18 protein-coding genes are annotated in these 18,995 nt (G+C 74.4%); 4 read left to right on the top strand and 14 right to left on the bottom strand.

Annotated features, from left to right (window positions below):
• The first annotated feature begins 7 nt into the window (after positions 1-7).
• Positions 8-469, top strand: a complete 462-nt coding sequence (locus tag GC157_14505) for a hypothetical protein (protein MBI1378671.1) — start codon at positions 8-10, stop codon at positions 467-469.
• Here GC157_14505 and GC157_14510 read toward each other — a convergent pair.
• The 3 genes from GC157_14510 to GC157_14520 form a co-directional block, all read right to left on the bottom strand.
• Positions 435-1,358, bottom strand: coding sequence for a hypothetical protein (locus GC157_14510; protein ID MBI1378672.1), 924 nt, complete (start codon positions 1,356-1,358; stop codon positions 435-437). The two genes, GC157_14505 and GC157_14510, sit on opposite strands and share 35 nt — an antisense overlap.
• A 94-nt stretch (positions 1,359-1,452) precedes the next feature.
• On the bottom strand, positions 1,453-1,743 hold the full coding sequence (locus tag GC157_14515; protein ID MBI1378673.1) for a DUF3263 domain-containing protein: 291 nt from the start codon (positions 1,741-1,743) through the stop codon (positions 1,453-1,455).
• Positions 1,744-1,826: 83 nt separating this feature from the next.
• The gene (locus GC157_14520; GenBank protein MBI1378674.1) at positions 1,827-2,222 is read right to left on the bottom strand and encodes a DUF861 domain-containing protein; all 396 of its coding nucleotides are present in this window, start codon (positions 2,220-2,222) and stop codon (positions 1,827-1,829) included.
• 67 nt (positions 2,223-2,289) lie between these two features.
• On the opposite strand from GC157_14520, the gene GC157_14525 reads away from it, so the two are divergent.
• Both GC157_14525 and GC157_14530 read left to right on the top strand, forming a co-directional pair.
• Entirely contained in the window at positions 2,290-2,748 is a 459-nt protein-coding gene (locus GC157_14525; protein MBI1378675.1) for a DUF202 domain-containing protein, read from the top strand.
• Complete coding sequence (locus GC157_14530; protein MBI1378676.1) at positions 2,745-3,080, top strand: DUF202 domain-containing protein; 336 nt, start codon at positions 2,745-2,747, stop codon at positions 3,078-3,080. The genes GC157_14525 and GC157_14530 overlap by 4 nt, the downstream gene beginning before the upstream one ends.
• 47 nt (positions 3,081-3,127) lie before the next feature.
• Here GC157_14530 and GC157_14535 read toward each other — a convergent pair whose 3' ends face one another.
• Complete coding sequence (locus GC157_14535) at positions 3,128-3,904, bottom strand: hypothetical protein (protein MBI1378677.1); 777 nt, start codon at positions 3,902-3,904, stop codon at positions 3,128-3,130.
• A 435-nt stretch (positions 3,905-4,339) separates the two neighbouring features.
• Here GC157_14535 and GC157_14540 point away from each other — a divergent pair, with 435 nt between their 5' ends.
• Positions 4,340-4,744 carry a hypothetical protein gene (locus tag GC157_14540; protein ID MBI1378678.1) on the top strand — a complete coding sequence of 135 codons (405 nt, stop codon included), beginning with the start codon at positions 4,340-4,342 and terminating at the stop codon, positions 4,742-4,744.
• On the opposite strand, the gene GC157_14545 is transcribed toward GC157_14540, so the two are convergent.
• From GC157_14545 to GC157_14590, 10 genes are all read right to left on the bottom strand, one after another.
• The gene (locus GC157_14545; protein MBI1378679.1) at positions 4,729-5,730 is read right to left on the bottom strand and encodes a hypothetical protein; all 1,002 of its coding nucleotides are present in this window, start codon (positions 5,728-5,730) and stop codon (positions 4,729-4,731) included. The two genes, GC157_14540 and GC157_14545, sit on opposite strands and share 16 nt — an antisense overlap.
• A gap of 240 nt (positions 5,731-5,970) precedes the next feature.
• Positions 5,971-7,563, bottom strand: coding sequence for a hypothetical protein (locus GC157_14550; GenBank protein ID MBI1378680.1), 1,593 nt, complete (start codon positions 7,561-7,563; stop codon positions 5,971-5,973).
• Complete coding sequence (locus GC157_14555; protein MBI1378681.1) at positions 7,557-7,748, bottom strand: hypothetical protein; 192 nt, start codon at positions 7,746-7,748, stop codon at positions 7,557-7,559. The genes GC157_14550 and GC157_14555 overlap by 7 nt, the downstream gene beginning before the upstream one ends.
• A gap of 151 nt (positions 7,749-7,899) precedes the next feature.
• Entirely contained in the window at positions 7,900-8,853 is a 954-nt protein-coding gene (locus GC157_14560; protein ID MBI1378682.1) for a hypothetical protein, read from the bottom strand.
• Positions 8,854-8,862: 9 nt separating this feature from the next.
• The gene (locus GC157_14565; protein ID MBI1378683.1) at positions 8,863-10,059 is read right to left on the bottom strand and encodes a DUF916 domain-containing protein; all 1,197 of its coding nucleotides are present in this window, start codon (positions 10,057-10,059) and stop codon (positions 8,863-8,865) included.
• 162 nt (positions 10,060-10,221) lie between these two features.
• Positions 10,222-11,964, bottom strand: coding sequence for a hypothetical protein (locus GC157_14570; protein ID MBI1378684.1), 1,743 nt, complete (start codon positions 11,962-11,964; stop codon positions 10,222-10,224).
• A gap of 81 nt (positions 11,965-12,045) precedes the next feature.
• Positions 12,046-13,176, bottom strand: a complete 1,131-nt coding sequence (locus tag GC157_14575) for a hypothetical protein (protein MBI1378685.1) — start codon at positions 13,174-13,176, stop codon at positions 12,046-12,048.
• A gap of 313 nt (positions 13,177-13,489) precedes the next feature.
• Positions 13,490-14,452: a sortase gene (locus GC157_14580; protein MBI1378686.1), complete on the bottom strand. Its 963-nt coding sequence runs from the start codon at positions 14,450-14,452 to the stop codon at positions 13,490-13,492.
• Positions 14,452-17,235, bottom strand: coding sequence for a hypothetical protein (locus GC157_14585; GenBank protein ID MBI1378687.1), 2,784 nt, complete (start codon positions 17,233-17,235; stop codon positions 14,452-14,454). The genes GC157_14580 and GC157_14585 overlap by 1 nt, the downstream gene beginning before the upstream one ends.
• A complete protein-coding gene (locus GC157_14590; GenBank protein MBI1378688.1) occupies positions 17,232-18,944 on the bottom strand; it encodes a phosphate ABC transporter substrate-binding protein in 1,713 nt (570 codons plus the stop codon). Before GC157_14590 ends, GC157_14585 begins: the two co-directional genes overlap by 4 nt.
• Positions 18,945-18,995: the final 51 nt, after the last annotated feature.

An 18,995-nucleotide genomic window follows, 5' to 3' on the forward strand; every position in this document is an offset into this window, starting at 1 on the left:
GCCGGCCGTGCGCGCGGCGCACCGGGCCCGCCTGGCGGCCAACGCCCTCAACGGGTCGACGCTGCTCGGCCTCGCGCTCGCCCGGGCCGGGGGCGGCCGGATCGAGCCCGGCCCCGACGGTCTGCTGCTCGCCCGCGGGGTCCGCGACGGCTTCCCCCGTGCGGCCGCGGTGACGGTGGGCAACGTCGTGCTGCTGCGGGTGGAGGAGCCCTCGCCCCGCCTGCTGCGCCACGAGGCCGTGCACGCCACGCAGTGGGCGTGCTGCACGCTGGCGTTCCTGCCGCTCTACCTCGGCGCGGTCGGCTGGTCCTACCTGCGCACCGGCGACCACTGGAGCCGCAACGCCTTCGAGCGCGGCGCGGGGCTGGCCGACGGCGGCTACACCGAGCGCCCGACCCGACCCCTCACCCGGCGGGGACGCCGGGCCGTCGCGCTCAGGCCGGGTAGTCGGCCCCGACCACCAGCGTGAGGTGCTTGTCGGCCATCCCCGGCAGCAGGCCGTCGACGAGCGTCACCGTGCCGAGGTCGCGCTTGAGCGTCGAGGCGGCCGCGAGGTGGCCGATCATGAACGAGGTCGTCCGGGCGACGTCGCCGCCGCGGTAGTTGCCGATCTGCACGACCTTCCAGCCGTCGGCGCGCAGCCGGGCCGCCACGCGCGCGGCCAGGCCGGCGCGGTTGGTCGCGTTGAGCACGATCACCGGCGGCTGCCGGTCCGTGGCGGTGTAGGTCGGGTCGATCGTGCGCAGCCCGCTCGGCGCGCCGGCCCCGCCCGAGGCCGACGGGCTGCCGCTGGGCCTCGCCGAGGGCGTGGTGCTCGGCCGGGCCGAGGGCGACGAGCTCGCCTTCGGGCTCGACGACGGCGAGGAGCTCGGCGCCGGGCTGGCGGTGCCGAGCGTGGGGACGGGCGGCGAGGCCAGCGCCGTCGGGCCGGCGGCGCCCACGGGGACGGCCGGGGCGCCGGAGGCCTGGAGGTGGTTCCACGCCGCGAACAGCGCCACCGCGGACACCAGGGCCAGGGCGATGGGGACGACGAGGCGGCCGAGCGGCGAGGGCGTCGCGGGCCGCAGCGAGGCCTGCGGGGCGGACGCGGGGTAGGTGCCGGGGGGCAGGCCGGCGGTGCGGGCGGCCTCCGCCGCGGCGAGCGCCTCCGCGGCCTCGCGCCGCGCCTTGCGCCCGCCCACGGGGTGCTCGGGCAGGACGTCGTCGTAGTGGTAGTCGTCCGGGCCGGAGGGCAGGTGCGGGTCGACCGCCGCGGTGAACGCCACGGGGATCGGCTGGGTCTCGCTGAGGGGCGGCTCGGGCTCGGCGTGGTCGACCGATCCGCGCGCGGGTGCGTCGTCGTCGTCGAACGACGTCATCTCGTCCCCCCCAGCGCCTCGCGCAGCGGTGCGGGCACGGTGCCCGCCTCACCCGGGACCGTACCCACGGCCCTCCTCGGTGCGAGGCAGTGTGTCAGAGCTCGATCCCGAGCCGGCGTGCCGACCGCGCGCGCTGCCGGGTGGCACGCATGCGGCGCAGGCGCTTGACGAGCATGGGGTCGGCCTCGAGTGCGGCCGGGTTGTCGAGCAGCGCGTTGAGCACCTGGTAGTAGCGGGTGGCGCTCATGTCGAACAGGTCGCGGATCGCCTGCTCCTTGGCACCGGCGTACTTCCACCACTGCCGCTCGAACTCGAGGATCCGGCGGTCCCGGTCGGACAGCGGCTCACCGCCGGGCATCGGCTCGGCTGCGCGTGCGGCGTCCATGGGAACGGTCCCCTCTCCGAACTGGCACGACCCCAGGATGGCAGGCCGCGCGGCCAGGCTCGCACGAGCCCGCCGGACCCACTCTAGGGGCGAATCCCACCGCTGTCATTCACCTCGGCGGCCGCGGGCGGGCGGGCCACGTACACCTTGCGCAGGGTCTCGTGGACCGTCCAGGTGGTGCGGGCCCCGGCGGGCAGGAGCCCGACGTCGCCCGGCCCGACCTCGAGGGTGGGGCCGTCCTCGACCTCGATGGTGGCCCGGCCGGAGAGCACGACGAACACCTCGTCGGCCTCGACGTCGGTGCTGACCCCGGCCGAGTGCTGCCAGAGGCCGACTCCGAGCGCCGCCGAGTCGTGCAGCTCGAGCAGGCGCACCTCGGGGGCGCCGGCGACCACCTGCGACTGCTCGAGCGGCGACGGGTCGAGGGCCTCGTCGGGCAGCGCGGAGGCGCGGACGACCCGCGCGACGTCGGTGAACACGGACCGAGCCTAGGCGGGCCGCCCGCGAGCGCCCCGATCGGCGGGGCCGGGCTGCGAGACTGGGCCGGTGGACCAGACGCGCGACGGGGCACCGGGGCCGGGCCCCGAGCCGACGCCGGGCGCCGGGCCCGCGCCGGCGTCGGGCGCCGACGCCGGGGCGCCGTGGTGGCAGCAGGGCCGCGACCCGGACTACCGCTTCTCGCTGGCCAACGAGCGCACCTTCCTGGCCTGGATCCGCACCTCGCTGGCGTTCATCGCCGGGGCCGTGGCCCTCGAGCAGCTCGTGCCGTCGTTCTCCATCGCCGGCGTGCGCACGGCGGTGTCGGTGGTGCTGGCGCTCTTCGGGCTGCTCACCGGCGTGGGCGCCTACCGGCACTGGCGCCGCAGCGAGGCGGCCATGCGGCGGGGCGAGCCGCTGCCGGGCACCCCGCTCATGCTCTGGCTCAGCGTCGGGCTTGCCCTGGTGGCCGTCGTCATCGCCGTCACGCTGCTGGTGCAGGCGCTCTCGCCCGGCGCGACGTCGTGACCCCGGGGCCGGCACCGGCGCGCGACGCCGGCCTCCAGGGCGAGCGCACCAGCCTGGCGTGGCGGCGCACGGCGCTCTCGGCGTCGGTCGCCGCGCTCGTGCTCACCCGCTACGGCATCGTGCGCGCGGACGTCGTGCTGACCGGGGCCGGCGTCGCGCTCCTGGCCGCGGCCGCGGCGACCGGCTACGGCGCGCACCTGCGGCACGCGCAGATCGACCGCGCGGTGACCCTCGGGGCCTCGCCGGTGAACCGCGCCGCCGTGCGTACCGTCGCGGTCGGGGTGGCCCTCGTGGGGCTGCTCGCCGTGGCCGCCATCCTGCTGGCCCGCTGAGCCGACATCGCCGACCGGACGCGAGGGCTCCCTGGCGCCGTCGACCCTCAGGTGGGGCCCGGACCCGGAGGGACCTGGGGCGCAGGACCGCCGGATGAAGGCCGAGCGGTGGGGACGGCGTCCGGCGCCTGGGCCCTGGCCAGCGCGGCGAGCGCGTCCTCGATCCGGGCGAGCCGGTCGTCGAGGTCGTCGAGGGTCAGCGGCCGCTCCCCCTCGTCCGGTGCGGCCACGAACCGCGAGGAGATCGACGCCGTGATCACCGAGAGGACGATGACGCCGTTCACCAGCATGAGCGTGGCCAGGGATCGGCCGAGGGCGCTGACCGGCACGTAGTCGCCGTAGCCGACCGTCGTGACGGTGACGGCGGCCCACCACACGGCCTCGCCGTAGGTGTGGATGTTCGAGCCGGGGTAGGGCCGCTCGGCCTCGAGCACCAGGGCGGCGCCGAAGGTCACCACGAGCAGGGTCAGGTAGAAGGCGTACCACTGGACGCGGTCGCGCAGCTTGCGCCGGCCCCGGGCGAGACGCACGAAGATGTAGAAGACGAACAGCGCACGGAACGCCGGCAGCAGCACCGCGAGGATGGCGAACGCGTGGCGCCGCACGTAGGACCTCGGCTCCGGGTCGAGCACCCAGCGCACCACCAGGTCGACGACGAACCCGAACCAGGCCACCGCCATGAGCCACAGCCCGGTGCGCGTGTCGCCCTGGGCGCTGGCCGTCTCGATGAGGCCCACCAGGAACAGCATCCCGAGGAGGAACACCAGCGGCTCGGCCCAGCGCTCGTACGCCGCGAGCCGGCGTGCCCGGGTGTCCGCGTCCACGGCCCCATCGTCGTGCCGTCCCCGGCGGGGGCGTCGTCACGACACGGCCCCATTCGGCCGGCGTCTCGTGCGTCACACCGGTGTACGCCGGACGGCCCAGCGCGCTCGGGACCGGTGCCGGCCGGCGTCGATGCCGTCGATGTCCGCACGCTCGGAAGGAGCAGGCGCCATGACCAGGGCAGAGCGCGACATCCTCCGCACCTTCCTCCCGCCGCTGCTCGCCCTCGCGGTCGTGGCCGCGGTGGCCCGCCCGGTCCCGATGGAGCCGCCGGCACCGGCGGCGCCCGTCGTGCTGATCGGCGTCCCGTCGGCCCCCTGACCCGCCGGACCGGGTGGCACCCCGCCGCACGTTCCCGGCGCGCCCGGCTCCTGCCGGCCGCGATCCCTGCCGACACCTGTACTGACGACGCCGACACCCGCACCCCCAGGAGCGACGTGAGACCACACCGCCGCGCCCTGCGCATTGCGCTGCCGACCGCCCTCGCGGTCGGCCTGGTCGCCGTGCTGGTCGGCCCGGCCGTCGCCGCTGCGGACGACCACGACGGATCGCCGGGAGCACCTGCGGGCCACGGCCCGGCCGCGCCCCGCGCCACCGCCACGGTCGAGGTGCCCGCGGTCGCCCTCACCGAGCACGTGGTGGCCTCGGCAGGACGCATCCGGACGCCGCTGCTGCTCACCGAGCCCGGGGCGCGCGCCGTCGCGCGGGTCGAGCCGGGCGGCCGCTGCGCGGTGCGGCTCGAGCCCGGGGAGGTCGCGTGGCTGTCCTGCGCGGCGTCACCCGGCGACCGTGTCGTCGTGCGGCTCTCGGACGGACGGCGGGCGGCTCAGCGGGTCGAGTGAGGCGGCCGGTCCCCGGCCACGCGGCACGGGTCCGGTGCACCCGGCTGCCCCGCGAGGACGCGCAGCGCGCATCCCGCCACCACGAGCGCCACGGCGACGAGGGCCAGCGGCCCGACGTCGGCACCCGTGCGCGGCAGCTCCTGCGGCGAGCCGGCGTCCTCGCCCCCGCCGGTGCCCCGGCCACCGGTGCCGGGCAGCGGCACGCCCCGGCTGCCGCCACCGGGCGGGAGCGGGTCGGGGGGTCGTCCGCCGTGGCTGCCCTCCCCGGGGTCCGGGCGGGTGTCCGGGTTGCACACGTAGACCACCTGGGACACCCGGTCGACCGGGGTGCGGGCGACGAGCTCGTAGAAGCCCGAGCGGGTCAGGCGCGGGATCGAGATCCGGCCCGTGCCCGTACCGTCCGCCGACGTCGTCACCTCACCGACCTCGACGTCCGGGCCAGTCCCGTGGAGGAGCAGTGCGACCTCGTCGCGGGCCCGGAACCCGGTGAGGTCGACGTAGGTCGGCTCGTGCCGCAGCACCTGCTCCCCGACGCCGACCACGCGGCCGTCGACGGCCACCACCCGCATGGCCGGCACGCGGTCGACCGTGACGGCCAGCGGGGCCGACACCACGGTGACCGACGCGGCGGCGTCATCCGGGAGGAAGCCCGCGGACACCACGTGCGCGCCCGGCGACAGGTAGCCGCGCACCCACGCGGTGCCCCCGCGGACCGGGGCCTGCCCCACGACGCCGTCCGGCGTCGACACACGCACGCTGCCGTGGGCCTGCGCCGGGCTCACGTCGACCCGGAACGTCGTGACCGCCGGTCCCCCCTGCCGAGGCTGCTGGACGCCGGACACCACCAGCGACTGCGCGGACGGCGGTGCGGCGGCCTCCGCCACGAGCGGCGCGACGCCCGCGGTAGCGGGCACCAGCAGCGCGAGAGCCGCCAGCCGGAGCACGAGGGCGCGGCGCAGCGCACGCGGGTGCACCCCGGTCCCCATCCGTCGCTCCCTCGTCGCCCGCCAGGCCAGCAGTCGATCACCGTGGCGGCGGCAGGTGTACGCGGGCGGCGGTGATCATGACGCGCAGGCGTGGGACGGGTGAACAGGCCGTGCCCGGGCGATGACGTTCGGCCCACGGTGACGCCGCGGCTTCGCAGGGTGAGGGGACGGCGCGGACGCACGGCCGCGGGCACGCCGACGGGCCGCGCCCCCCGGAGGGGACGCGGCCCGTCGGTGGTGTCAGCGCACCCGGGCGCCGCGGCTCGACGCCGCGCCGGTCGCGTAGCCCGGCTTCACCGTGGTGACCACCAGCACGAGGGTCTTGCCACGCCACGCGGTGCCGATCCGCAGCGAGGAGCGGTGCGACACGACGTGGCCGTTGACCTTCCACGTGTAGGCGTAGCGGCTCGGCCGCGGCGACCACGAGCCGACCCGCGCCTTGACCGTGCGACCCACCAGCGCGTAGCCGCGGTAGAGCCCCAGGATCGAGGGCCGCACCGTGGCACGGGGCGCGGCGCCGAGGGCGACCTTGACCGCCGCGGACGACGCGCTCGCCGAGCCGGCCGGGTTGGTGGCGGTCACCGTGCAGGTGACCCGGTGCCCGGCGTAGCCGGCGGGCAGGGCCGCGGTGCGGGCCGTGGTGGCGAACGGCGTCGTCGCCGAGTCGAGGTACCACGCGTAGGAGTACGTGCCCGCGTAGGTCCACACGCCGGCCGTGCACGTGCTCGCCGCGCCCACGCGGGCACCGCCGACCGTCGGCGCCGACACGTCCGCCGGGGCGGCGAGCGTGATCGAGTACGCCGTGCCGGAGGCGGTCGAGCTGGCGTTGAAGCTCGCGTTGCCGGCGTAGTCGGCGGTCAGGGTGTGGTCGCCGATCGTGAGGGTGGACGCCGGGATGGTGACCACGGCCTCTCCGCTGCCGTCCAGGGTGCCGGTGCCCACCTCGGTGCCGTCGGCCTTCACCGACACCGCGCCGGTGGGCGTGGTCGCGGGAGTGGTCGAGTCGGCCACGGTCACCGTGACGTGGATCGGCGTGCTGGTGTCCGCCGTCGCCGCCGGGTCGACCATGTCGATGCTGGTGGTCGTGTCGTCCGCGGGGACGGCGTCGACGCTGAACGAGGTAGCGGTGGAGGTGGACCCGCTGTAGGTCGTGGTGTCGGTCGGGGTGAACACCGCGGTGAACGAGTGCGAGCCCGAGGCCGGGGTGAACGACGCCGACGTCGCGCTGCCGGAGCCGTCGACGGCCACGGCCGCGCCGAGGTCGGTCCCGCCGTCCTTGAACTGGATCGTCCCCGCCGGGTGGTCGGCGCCCGCGGAGGCGACCGAGGTCAGCGTGATCGCGGTGCCGGCCGCTGCGGGGCTCGTGACCGAGGGCACGGGCGCGGTCACCGAGGTGGCGGTCGCCGTGACGCTCGGCGTCGGGTAGATCTGCGTCCACTCACCGGCGACCTGGTCGACGGCGATGGTGGCCGAGGAGTACCGCGTGGTGTCGATCGACTGGCCCGGGCCGGACGTGTACATGCGCAGCTGGTAGAGCCCCTGCCACGCCGCGTTCGCGTCGTTGTTGGGGTAGTAGAACGGGTGCCCGGCGCTCGGGTCGAACCAGAGGAAGGTGGTCGACACCGCGGCGTGTGTGTTCCCGGACAGTGCCCCGGGCAGCGTGGCCGGGTAGTCGTCGGAGGCCGAGATCTGCTCGCTGGCCCAGTTGTAGGAAGGGGCGGTGCTCGACGGCGTCACCGCGAACAGCGAGGCCTTGGTGTCGCCGCTGCGACCGGCGTCGGTGTCGGCCACGGCGAAGGCCGGCGGCGTCGCGAGCGGGCCGTGGGTCAGCACGTTCCCGCTCGCGTCGTAGAAGCTGATCGTGCCCTGCGTCGCCCCGTTGAGGGTGGTCGAGGCGGGCGGGTCGAAGGGCGAGGTCGCGGCCGCGCTCGCGGGCGTGGCGCCCGAGATCGCGACGGTGACGGCGACCGCGGCCGCCGTGGCGGCGGACGCGACCGTGGTTGCCCAGCGGCGACCATGTCTCACGGGGACTCCTTGTCGAAGGACCGAGCGGCGCCGACGGCTCGGCACCAGCGCGCACCCTGCCGACCCGAGTCATCTGTCGCCGGAGTGCTGGGCGACGCTGTCGCGCACAGTGCGTGAACGTCGGCTGAACGACCCCTGCCCGAGTCAGCCCCGAGGCGCCGAGTGACGCGGCGCGGCAGCGACGCGGCCCGCCGCGACGCGCTGGTAGCCGACGAGAGCGAGCGCGGCCAGGGCGCCGAGAGCCGCGAGGGCGATGCCGACCACCAGGGGCGTGCTCGATCCGGCGGACCCCGAGCCTCCCGTGCCGGAGACGGCGGCCACCGGCGAGGCGGGGTCGCCGGCCGCGGCGGCCGGGTCGGTCCCGCTCCCCGGCGCGGGCGAGTCGGACGAATCGGCGGCCGAGGACGCGTCGGCGCCTCCGGCCGAACCTGCGGACCCGTTGCGCGCGGCCGCCTGCTGGCTCTTCACCGCAGCGACCGACGCCGAGTAGCTCGGCAGCAGCGTCTCGGGCGAGGTCGCCTTGCCGACAGCGCACGGTGCCGTCCCCTGCGGGCCGGCCACCGTCCAGCGGTTGCCGTCCACGTGCAGGTTGACCGCGGCGTACACCTGTGAGGGGCCGATGCCGGGCGCGGAGTAGTAGAGACGGATCTGCACGTAGCCGTCCCACGAGGCCGGGAACTCCTTGAGGTACACGCTCAGCGGCAGGTCGATGGGGGTGGCCTGCGCCACCGCGTGGTCCGGGGACTCGTACGACGACGTGGCGGTGAGCGCGTCGCCGTTCCAGGACTCCGGGGCGACACCCTTGCGCGGCTGGGCGTACAGCAGGAAGGCGAGCCGGTCGCTGCCGTTCCAGGGCGCCGGCGGCGGGTTGGAGCTGACCGCCCGCCACACGAACGGCTGCGCGGTGACCGACCCGCTGGTGATCGGCTGCAGCTTGTCGTTGCACAGGGTCACGAGGCCGGCCGCGCCGGGATCGGTGTAGGGCACCGCACCGGAGGCGCCGGCGGCCCCCGCCGCGGGCCCGGTGACCAGCAGGCCGGCGAGGACGGCGGAGGCGAGGAGGGCGAGGCGGGAGCGGACGCTCGTCAGGGAGGGCACGGGAGCTCCTCAGCTGGTGCGGGTGCGGGTACGGAGGTTGGCGGGCGCCTCGCGCCGGCCCCGGGGAGCAGCGGCCTCGCGGCGGCCGCGGGGGGCCTCGGTGCGGGCCCGGCGGCCGGTGGGCGGGCCCCCGCCGCCGCGGCGGCGCACCAGCCACACGGCCAGTCCGACGATCCCGGCCAGCACGAGCAGCAGGAGCAGCAGCAGGCTCCAGGGCACGGCGAGCACGCTCGTCTCTCCCGACGCGTCGGACAGGCCCGGGGCCGAGTCGGTGGAGGTGAGCCTCGGGTGGGCGACAACCTTGACGCTCTCGCGGAACTGCGGCCACACGCCGGGCACCACCACGGTCTGACGCACCTCGTTGCCCGGCAGGAGGATCCCGACGGAGCCCTCCGGGCCCTTCGCCGTCGCGCCGAGCAGGCCGGCCACGGTGGTGTCGACGACCGCGCCGAGCTTGACGTTGCCGGTGTTGCGCACGGTGTAGGTCACCGACATCGTCCCGGCGGCCAGCGGGTTGAGGCCGCCGTGGTACTCCGCGATGACGTCACTGACGGTCAGCTGCGGTGTGATCACCCCGCTCACCCGCAGGAACATCCGCGTGCCGACCCTCTGGTCGAGCTGGATGTTGGCTCCGCTCGCGTCCTTCCCGTTGGCCGAGAGCACGGCGAGCAGGAGCGCCGTGTGGTCGCCCGGCGAGGCGTCCGCGGGGACCGACACGGTGAACGGCACGATCGTCTGGCCGGGGCCCTTCGCGGTGCGGGGCGGCACGGTCACCTTCGCCGCCGAGCGGGGCAGCGCCACCCACTTGCCGAGGTCGGTGTTCTGCTTGGTCAGGTCGAGGCCGGACAGGCCGCCCGCGTCGGTGTTGACCGCGTCGACGGCGATGAGCCGCACGGTGATGGGCTTGGCGCCGTAGTTGAGCACGGCGGCGTGGTCGCTGAGGCGCGCGCCGGCGGTGGCGCCGTAGGCGAACGACGGCTTGCCATCGGCGCCCTTCGCGCTGGCGGGAGCGACTCCGAAGGTCGCAACGTCGGGGTTCGGCGCGGCCGAGGACGCGGACGTTCCGCCCGACGTGCTCGGCGCCGGCGAGGGGGTGGAGGTGTCGGCCCGTGCCGCGGTGCCCGGGGCGAGCAGGGCGAGGGCCAGGCCGCCCAGCACGGCCGCGGCGAGGGCGCGGAACGGGGGGCGGGCGTCGGTGCGGGACATGGGAGCACACCACCGAGTGAAGACGACGGACAGGTTCCTGACGGGTGAACGCCGGGCGACGCGGTGCGGACATTCCCCGGACGCGCGGAGGGGCGGGACGTCGCGCGTCCCGCCCCTCCGCCGGGTCGCCGGCGAGGACGACCCGAGGTGCACTACGTGCGGTCAGGCGATGGTGAAGGTGACCGTGGCCTGGTACGTGCCGGCGACGGTCGACGTGGGCGCGACGAGGTTCATCGTGCCCCCGACCCCGACGGTGCCAGTGCCGTGCACGGCGCTGGCGAACTGGTGCGGGCCGCCGTTGAGGCCGTCACCGAGCGACGCCGTGTCGCCCACCGCGTAGCCGTCCACGGTGTGGGTCGGCACGTCGTTGACGACGATCGGCTTGGTGGCGGCGTTGAGCGCGTTGCCGCTGTAGTAGTTCGCGACCACGGCGTCGAACGACAGGTTCGCCGAGTTAATGGCGTTCGTGCCGTCGCTGAAGTCGTTCGCCGTCACCGACGCCGTCCACGGCTGGTCACCGGCGCGGGTGTCGGTGATGGTGACGCCGTCGGCGGCGCTCGCGACGCGGCCGAAGTCGCCCGAGGCGGTGAGGCGCTTGCCGTCCGCCGAGAGCTGCATGGTGCCCAGGTCGAACGGGTTGCTCGGGCCCCACGGCGTGCTGATCGTGAGCGTTCCGGCAGCCACCGTCACCTGGATCGTCTGCGGGTCGGTGCAGGTGGTGCAGGACGGCGCGTCGTAGGTCGCGGACACCGCGGCGCTGGTCACCGCGGAGGTGCCGGAGCCGAAGACGGCCGTGAAGGAGTGCGCACCGGCGGCGAAGGTCGACAGCGTGATGCTGTACGGCGCCGCGCTCTTCGAGCCGATGGTCACGCCGTTGTCCTTGAACGTCACCGTGCCGGAGACCACGGACCCGGGCGGGGTGGTGGTGAGGGTGGCGGTGAGGGTCACCGGCTGGTAGGCCGGGCCGCTCACGACGTCGACGCCGAGGTCGACACCGCTGACGGTGGCCGCGGGGGTCACGTCGAAGGACAGCGCCGCCGACTCGGCCGAGGCCGTGTAGGAGGTGCTGGTCGGCGTGAACACCGCGGTGTAGAGGTGGTTGCCGTCGGTGGGCACGAAGCTGGCGCTCGTGGCCGCGCCGGAGGAGTCCACGGCCACCGGCGCGCCGAGGGCGGCGCCGTTGTCCTTGAACTGGATCGTGCCCGCGGGGTGGGTCGAATCAGCGGCCGTCGCCGTGGCCGACAGCGTGATCGAGGTGCCGTGGGCCGCGGGGCTGGCCACCGACGCGACCGGCGTGGTCACCGAGGTGCCGTAGACGGGTGCGGGGTACACCTGGGTCCACTCGCCCGCGACCTGGTCGACCGCGATCGTCGCCGAGGCGTACTGCGTGACGTCGATCGACTGGCCCGGGCCCGAGGTGAACATGCGCAGCTGGTAGAGGCCCTGCCACGCCGTGTTGGCGTCGTTGTTCGGGTAGTAGAACGGGTGGCCGGTGGCGGGGTCGAACCAGAGGAACGTGCTCGACACCGCGGCGTGGGTGTTGCCGGCCAGCGCGCCCGGCAGCGTCGCCGGGTAGGCGTCCGAGGCCGAGATCTGCTCGCTGGGCCACGAGGACGGCGGGGCCGTGCTCTGCGGCGTCACGGCGAAGAGCGACGCCAACGTGTCGCCGGGGCGGCCGGAGTAGGTGTCGGCGACCGCGTAGGCCGGCGGCGTGGCGAGCGGGCCGTGGGTGATCGGCGCGCCCGTGGAGTCGTAGAACGTGATGGTGCCCTGGGTGGCACCGTTGCCCGAGGGGTCGAACGGCGACGTCGCCGCCGCGCTCGCCGGGGAGGCCCCGACGAGGGCGAGCGCCCCGGCCGTCGCCAGGGCGAGCGCCCCGGCGACGGCCTTGCTGCGGATCTTCATGTGATCAGTCCTTGTCCCGTCAGACGAACGAACGTGGAAGCGTTGCGTGGGTCGAGCTGTGCCGTGCGGTGTGGCTGCGTGCTACTTGGAGCCGTCGCAGGACGTGCCGGCCACGTTGGCCCGGCCGAGGTCCTGGAAGGCCGGCGTCTGCCCGGCGGCCGCGATGTTCGCGGCGTAGGCGGGGCTGCGCACCGCCGAGTTCGGGTTGGTGATGATGGCCTGGACGAAGTTGGAGGGCGACCCGGGCAGGTACGGGGTGGTGCTGGTGATGTCGTTCTGGCGCACCACGAGGTACAGGTTGCGCACGTGCACGTAGCTGCCCGTGCCGGTGACCGCGACGACCTTGTTCTTCGCCGCAGCGCCGAAGAAGCCGCTGTTGTTCAGCCCGATGCGGCCGTTGGAGAACGGCGCGATCGCGTTGGGGAGGCCGTCGAGGGCGGCGTAGTCGTTCTCCTGCACCTGGCGCACGGCCGGCCCATAGGTGCCGCCCCAGCCGGCCGCCGTGAGGTCGGCCTCGAAGGTGCTGCGCGTTCCCGAGCCGGGCTGCGGGATGAGCGGGTCGATCGTGGCGGTGGAGCCGCCGGAGTTGCCCGGGATCTGGTTCCACGTGGTGTACGTGCCGTCGTAGATCTTCACCAGGTCGGCGATCGAGATCGTCGACGGGGCGTTGGTGACGGTCGCGGTCGCGGCCGTGAGGTTCTCGGTCGCGAACTTGTAGGTGTGCAGACCACCGAAGCCGGCCGCCGCGGCCCCGCCGTCCTCGAGCGTGCAGTAGGGCAGGCCCGACATGCGCGCGATGTTCTCCATCGGCACGCCGGCGGTCGTGCCGCCGGAGAAGTACTGGGCGTTGAACAGAGCGCCGGCGCCACCGTGCGAGCCGTTGGGCCGGGGCACCGGACCGTTGCCGGCGCGCATCACGATGGTGGTCGCGAGCGGCGTGCCGTCCGCGTTGTACGTCGCGCGGCCGTTGGCGTCGCCGGTCGCGTCGAACGACATCATGCGGTTCGACTTGCTGACGTTGAACCCCGCTCCGCCGGACGGCGTGCCGTCGGCCACGAAGTCCAGCGTGTACTGGATCGTGTCGGAGCCGCCGAGCACGGCGTCACCGGAGGTCGGGTACGGATCGGCCGTGGCCGGCCCGACCAGGCCGAGGGAGAGGGCCGTCGCGGCGAGCGTCGCGAGACCCAGGCTGACCTTGCTGACCTTGCGCATGTGCTGTCCCCTTCCGGACAGGTGGGGTGGACGAACGGCGCGAGTCAATCGGCGTCAGGGGTACGGCCAGGGCGGCGCGGGTGAACTGTTCATGAACCCATCCGGCCTAATCGGTGGCGCGACCGCCCCGCTGGGAATCCCTGTGCGTCAACGGGTTTCGGCCGAGGTCAGTGGCCGGTTCGCGCCGGACGTCGACACTGCGTGAGCGGCCGCGGACACCGCGCTGACGACCTCGCCGCGGCGGTGCAGGGCAGGCGTACGACGGGTGAACGACAGGTTCACATGACGACGACGGGCAGGTTCCTCGGGAGAGTCAGGCCAGGTTCGGCACCAGCACCATGGCCGTGTTGGTGGTGCCCCACAGCACGGCGACCAGGATGGGCGTGGCGACCAGCCAGGTCTGCCGGCCGCCCCAGCGCACGGCGGCCCACGTGGTCGCCACGACGACGAGCGCGAGCGCCTGCACCCACAGCAGCAGCGGCACGAGCGCGGCGGGGTCGGTGCCCATCGCCTGGTCCGCGGCGGACACCTGCGCCGGACGCCCGCCCCCGCCGGCGGCGGGGTCGCCCTTGAGCGCGGCGTCGACGTAGACGAGCTGGTCGGGCAGCAGCGACTGCAGGCCCGGCCCGCTCTCCACGGACACCAGCGTGAGTCGTCCCGTGCCGGGCTCCAGCGGCGGCGGCAGCGGGTCGTTCGCCCGGCGCACGTCGCTCACGGTGAAGTGGAACTCGCCGAACCCGGTGACCACGTCGATGTCGTCGCCGGGGCGGAACCCCGAGATCCGGCCGAAGGGGGCGCCGTAGGTGACGCCCTTGCCGTAGAGAACGGCCACCCCGGCCTGTCCGGGCAGCACGGTGTCGGCGCGGTGCCCGGGCCCGTCGCGAAGGATCCCGGACGACGTGCCCTCGACCACCACGAGGTTCTGCCAGCCCGCCGCCGGGGCGGTGAGCAGGGCAACCGGCGCGCCGGGGTCGATCGGCGCGCCCACGGGGACCGTGGCCAGGGACAGCTCCTCGCGCATGGTGTCGTAGAGGCCGCGCTGCGCGCCGGCTGCCTGCAGCCCGGAGAGCACCGTCGCGAACAGCACGAGCCACAGGCACAGCAGCCCGACGGCGGTGAGCACCCACGCCAGCAGGGCGCGCCCGGGTCCCAGAGGCCGGCGTGGGCCGCGCTCGCGCGGAGGGGCCGCCCGACGGCGCGCGGCCCGGCCCGCAGGAGGCGCCGGCTGCGGGACCGGCAGCGCCGGGTCGTCCGGCCGCACGTCGACGAGTGTCATCACAGCCTCCCGCGCGGGCGCCAGGCGAGTGCGGGGCCCAGGAGCACGCAGGCGAGCCCGAGACCCAGCAGCACCGGCAGCAGCACCCCCACCGGCCCGATCGGCGACTCGGGCGTGGTGCCGAGCGACACCGGGGTCACGCTCGGGCTCGACGTGCTCGGCGACGGGGTGGGCGTCGGGCTCGGAGCCGCGCTCGCGGACGCGCTCGACCCGGTGTCCGGGGTGGTGGTCGGGTAGGTGACTCCTGACCCGGTGCCGCCGCTCTGTCCTGAGCTCGCCGTGGTCCGCGTGGGGGTCGGCCGGGGTGTGGGGGTCGGGGTCGGGGTCGGGTCGTGGCCGGTGACGCTGGGGACGGTGCCGTTCTGCGCGGCGACCGCGACGGCTGCCCGCGCGGTGTAGGCCGACAGCGCGCTCAACCCGTTGGCCGGGCTCAGCGGGAGGTAGCCGGCCGGCAGCTGTCCGGGGTCGGTCCCCGGGGTCTGGCCGGTGGTGGCGGCGAAGGTCATGAAGGCCGCGTAGGCGGCGGCGTCCGTGGCGGGCAGACCCGTGGTGGGCACCGACATCGACACGAGCATGGCGCCCGGGTAGGCGCCGGCACCGGCGGGGTCCGACGACATCCTCGTGCGCTGGAGGACCCAGGTGTGCGTGGTGTCGTCCGGGGCGAGGAACCCGGCAGCCGCCTTCAGCGCGGCGTCCGTGGGAGCCGCGAAGCTGCGTCCGGTCGCGTCGGTGAACCTCGTCGAGGAGGGCGTCACCCCGGAGGTCTGCAGCGATGCCGTGGCGAGGCGGTAGCGCTCGGCGTCGGCGAGGCTCGTGATCCCGAGCACGAACCTCAGTCCGGGTGTCTGGCGCCCCTGTGCCACCAGCTTCACGGCCGAGAGGTTGGTCGAGTCGTTGGCGTTAGGGTTGGTGCACTTGAGCTGCGAGTTCGCGATGGAGAACTGCATGTTGAGGGTCACGTAGGCGAAGCGCAGCATCGGGGCGGCCACCTGCGGCAGGTACGGCACCGGTGCGTAGTAGAAGCAGGCGTTCTGGCCCCGGGTGAACGGGTAGACGTAGTCGTCGAGCAGCGGCCAGGTGCTCACCGGCAGCGCCATCCCCTTGTACGCCGGGTTCACCGTCATCCCCCACGGGTCGGGCTCTCCGGCCATGAACGCGTGCGCCTCCGGGTCGGCGTCGATGTAGCTCGTCACCGCCGTCATGACGTCCGTCGAGCTGCTCACGGTGAGGATCGTCGAGGCCGCGGCGATGTTGAGGTCGGTGGGCACGTCGGGGTTGAGCGCCTGGAACTCCGGGTCGAAGGTGAGGTTGAGCGGGTTGTTCTTCAAGCCCTCGTCCGGCGGGATCCCGGCCGCCGGGTTGCCGTTCTTGACCCCCAGGTAGGACGGGTAGGACTCGGTGAGCAGCTTCGCGAGCAGCCGAGCGTTGAGGCGCAGGGACGTCAGCAGGCGTCCCTGCGCGTCGTCGATCGAGAAGGTGACGGCATAGCCGGTGAGCGCCACGGGGGCGTTCACCACCGGCCTGCTGTATCCCCCGGAGGGAAGGTTGCTGGCGAACGCCGCCTCGATGTTGCCCACCTTCAGCAGGTTCGCGGCCTGGGGCTCACCGGTCTGCACGTGCTGGAACGGCGTCTTCTTCGAGTCGAGGCAGAACGGAGGGGCCCACTGCAGGGTCGCCTGCGTCATGAGCTCCGAGCCGTAGATGGCGATGGGCGCCTTCCCGCCCACCACCGAGCACACGCTCGCCGACGGCGCGAAGTGCAGCGGCACGCTCACCCGGTTGCGCCAGTTCGACGCCGACCACCACAGCGAGCCGTTGACCGCGGACGACGAGAGGTCGCCCTGGACGAACTGCGACCCGGGAGCGAAGTTGCCGTTGCTGGTGCAGGCTGCGTCGATGTCGGGCAGGTCGAGGGCGAGGGGACGGTCGGCCACGGGCAGGCCCGCGCCGGCCTCGTCGCAGGAGATGCCCACCACCGGCACGATCACGACGCTGCAGGCCACCGTGTCCGAGCAGCCGAGCGAGGCGTTGCTGTCGGCACTGCGGACGTTGAACAGGATCGAGCCCGTGCCGTCGGCCCCGGTGACCGCGAAGGTCTCGTTGCTCGGCAGGTTGGTGGCGGTCAGGTTCGACGTGGCCTCCGGGGGCATGCCGGCGCAGGCCGAGGACCCGCCGTAGTAGCGAGTGCCGCTCTCGGACACGAACGGCACCCAGCGCTCGGAGATCCCGATGTCCGTGCAGGCCGCCGGCCGCGGCGACGGCGCGCCGGCGAACTGCGTCCGCTCCTCGGCCGTGGCATAGCGGTCCATCCGCCACTCCGGGTAGGCGGTGGAGTAGTCGGCCTTGAAGCGCTCGGCCCACGACTGCGTCCAGCAGGTCTCCGGGCTCAGCTGCTGGGCGGCGGGCACGGTGCTGGAGTCGACGCCGCGGCACTCGAGGACCACCACGGGGTGCTCGATCACCACCGCGGCCGCGGAGTTCTGGTCCGCGACGATGCCCCCGCTCTGCGGCGCTCCGGTCCACGAGACCGGGACCGCCTGCCGGTCGCGCAGGCCGTGGGTGTCGCCGACGGTGACCGAGATGCTGTACGCCGTCGTGGCCACGTCGTTTCCGGCGGCGTCGAGGTGCGTGCGGGTGGCCGTGACGGTCTTCGTCGTCGACTGGCCGCCCGACGTCGCGGCCTCGGCCGGTGCCGTCTGCTCCCCGGGGATGCCGGCGGCCGCGCCCGAGGCGACGAGGGCGAGGGCCGCGGCGAGCGCGAGGAGCCGGGCGGGGGTCCTCACGGCGCACCCCGTCGGGCGGTGAGCCGGCGGTGGATCACCGGTGGCAGCACGATCACCGCGATCAGGCCCAGCGCCGTGAGCAGCGCGAACACGGGCACCGCGGAGGCGGTCTGGGTGGAGGAGCTCAAGGTGACCGCGACCGGCTCGGCCGCGCCCGCGCCACCGCCGCTCCCGCTACCGCCCGTCGCCGGGTCGACGACCTGCCCGGTGGCCGGGTCGATGCTGGGGGCCGCACCCGGGTCCGTGCCGCCCGACGCCGGGGTGGTGGCGCCACCACCGCCCCCACCGCCACCGCCGCCGGCCGTGGCCCCCGTGCCGCCGCTCCCGCCGGACGAGCCGCCCGAGCTCGAGCCCCCGGACGACGAGCCGCTCCCCGAGCCGCTGCCGCCGGTGGACCCGCCCGGCTTGCCGTTGCTGCCCGGGTTCGCGGTGTTGGGGATCGAGTCCGTGCAGGGACCGGCCCCGACCTTGTCGCAGGCCTGCGGCATCGGCGCGATCTCGGCGAGGTAGTTGCGGTTGGGCTGGCCGGCGATGAATGTCGGGTTGTTGCACGAGCTCACGTTGCGCTTGGTCAGGTCGACCCCGGGGTCGGCTGCCTTCAGCTTGGCCACCTGGTCGAACGAGGCCTGCACGAGGTTGATCGGCAGCGGCGAGTAGCCGAGCGGGCCGATCTCGCGCTGCCCCTGGCACAGCGAGTAGTACAGGTAGTCGGCAAGGGTCTGCCGCTTCGCCGTCGTCATGGTCTGGTCGTTCGACGCCGTCGGGATGATGCCGTAGGAGTAGGACGAGAGGGGGTAGGTCCGCTTGTCGGTGAACGTGTAGACCTGCTGGAGGTTCTGGAGCAGGTAGTTGGGCGAGGTCTTGTCCTGGTTGATGACGGCCTTGGTGAGCGCGACCGCGACGTTGTACTGGTCGGGCAGGGTGAAGTAGCCGGCCTTGTTGAGCACCTTGGCCACGGGGTAGTCCTGCGCGAGCGCGTAGGAGTACTCGTCGTAGCCGATCGCGCCGTTGCCGGCGGCCGAGGCGATGTAGTTGATGACGCCGTCGGAGCCGTTCTGCGCGATGGCCTTCCCCTTGCGCGGGAAGTATTCGGTGAGCCCGCTGGTGCCGAGGAACGGTCGCCAGATGCTCGGGAACTGCGAGTCGAGATAGGCGGTGAACTGCGCCGAGGAGCCCGAGCCCTCGGAGTGCACCACCGGGATGATCGGCAGCGACGGGAGCGCCTTTCCGTTGTTGTCCGCGGTGATGGCCGGGTCGTTCCAGTTCGTGATCTGGTTGGTGAAGATCTTTGCGAGGGTCTGGCCGGAGAGCCGCAGGTTGCGGACGAGCTTGCCGGCCACCCGGACCTGGTAAGGGAACGACGTGCCGCCCGCCACGATCGGGAGGTAGACGAAGTCGCGTCCCTGCGAGGTGTCCGTGTCGCCGGTGACCGGGTCGACCCCCTGGAATCCGATGTCGCTCACCGCGAAGTCGTTCTGCTTGTACCCGAAGTCCTTGCGGCCCTGCGCCGACCCGCTCGCGGTGAAGACCACCTGCAGGCCGTTGGGCTGGACGTCCGCGACCCACTGGTTGACCGCGTTGGCCGACCAGCTGGAGCCGGAGCCCTGGATGAGGGCGTGGCTGGCCGCCACTGCCGGCTGGGTTCCGATGGCCGTGACGACGAGAGCCGCCGCCACCAGGGCCAGTGCCTGGGCTCGAGTGCTGCGCATGGTCGTGGGGTCCTTCGTGTCGCGCGGGGGTGGGCGGGTGCGTCGGGCCGG

It is taken from the genome of Frankiales bacterium (assembly GCA_016125335.1).
In the GTDB taxonomy this organism is placed as follows: Bacteria; Actinomycetota; Actinomycetes; order S36-B12; family CAIYMF01; genus Longivirga.